General features: G+C 69.3%; 2 protein-coding genes. One reads left to right on the top strand and one right to left on the bottom strand.

What is annotated here, in order from left to right:
* A partial coding sequence (locus R1101_RS0124080) for an allophanate hydrolase-related protein (protein WP_442969900.1) occupies positions 1–533 on the top strand: 533 nt, incomplete at its 5' end.
* Positions 534–537: 4 nt separating this feature from the next.
* On the opposite strand, the gene R1101_RS0124075 is transcribed toward R1101_RS0124080, so the two are convergent.
* On the bottom strand, positions 538–1,103 hold a 566-nt coding region (locus R1101_RS0124075; protein WP_016935706.1), incomplete at its 5' end, for a fatty acid desaturase family protein.

Genomic DNA, 1,103 nt, shown 5'->3' with positions numbered 1-1,103 from the left:
CGGCGGTGGCCGTTCCGGGCGCACCCACGGCGGGCGGCGATCCGTTCGGGGTCATGGTCGTGGTCCCGGCCTTCGCCGATCAGGTGGCAGTGGACGTCGCAGCCGCGCTGAACGATGTGGATGCGCCGCGCGTCGTCGAGTCCGGTGTGGAACTCGCGGTCTTCGGAGCGCACCTTCGCGGTCAGCCACTGCACTTCCAGCTCGAGGAGCTCGGGGCGCGGTTCGTCGAGGAAGTGCACACCTCCGACGCATACCGTCTCGCCGCGCTGAACACGACACCACCCAAGCCGGGACTGGTGCGGCACGCACCGGGCGAGGGCGCCGCGATCGCCGGCGAACTGTTCCGTCTGTCGGAGGCCGGTCTGGGACGCTTCCTCGCCGCGCTCCCCGCCCCGATGACGCTGACGAGTGTCGAACTGGCGGACGGGCGGTGGGTCGTCGGTTTCGGATGCACGCAGGACGCCGCGAAGGACGCGGTGGACATCACCGGGTTCGGTGGCTGGAAGGCCTACCGGGCGTCACGATCTCGGTGAGCGGTCAGCGGGGCGGCGGGTCGACCTTCACGCCGCCACCGTCGTGTTCGGGTCCGGCGTCGGGATGATCGGCGGGCAGGCGGTCGCGGAACCGCGCGGCCTCGCTGGGGGCGGGCCCACCCTGGGGATCCTGCGAGCGTCGGTACGGTCCGGGCTTGGGCCGGGGCTTGCCGCCCGGGAAGGCGAGCCGGGCGATGGTGCGGTGCACCATGAACCACTGCTTGCCCAGTCTGCCCGAGTTGTAGGGCAGTTCGTAGCGTTCGCAGATGTCCTTGACCTTCGGCGCGACCTCCGCGTAGCGGGTGCTCGGCATGTCGGGGAACAGATGGTGCTCCACCTGGTAACCGAGATTGCCGCTCATGACGTGGAACAGCGGGGTGCCTTCGATGTTCGCTGCGCCGACGAGCTGCCGCACGTACCACCCTCCGCGCGACTCGTTCTCGACCTCCTTCTTCGAGAAGGTGTAGGTCTGGTCGGGGAAGTGTCCGCAGAAGATGATCGCGTGCGCCCACACGTTGCGCATGATGTTGGCCGTGACGTCGGCGAGCACGGTCGCGAGGAAGGTCTTCT

The sequence above is a fragment of the Rhodococcus sp. R1101 genome, from assembly GCF_000278445.1.
Lineage (GTDB): Bacteria > Actinomycetota > Actinomycetes > Mycobacteriales > Mycobacteriaceae > Rhodococcus > Rhodococcus gordoniae.
The sequence above is the reverse complement of the archived record's forward strand: the minus strand, read 5'-3'. Positions and strand labels throughout refer to the sequence as shown.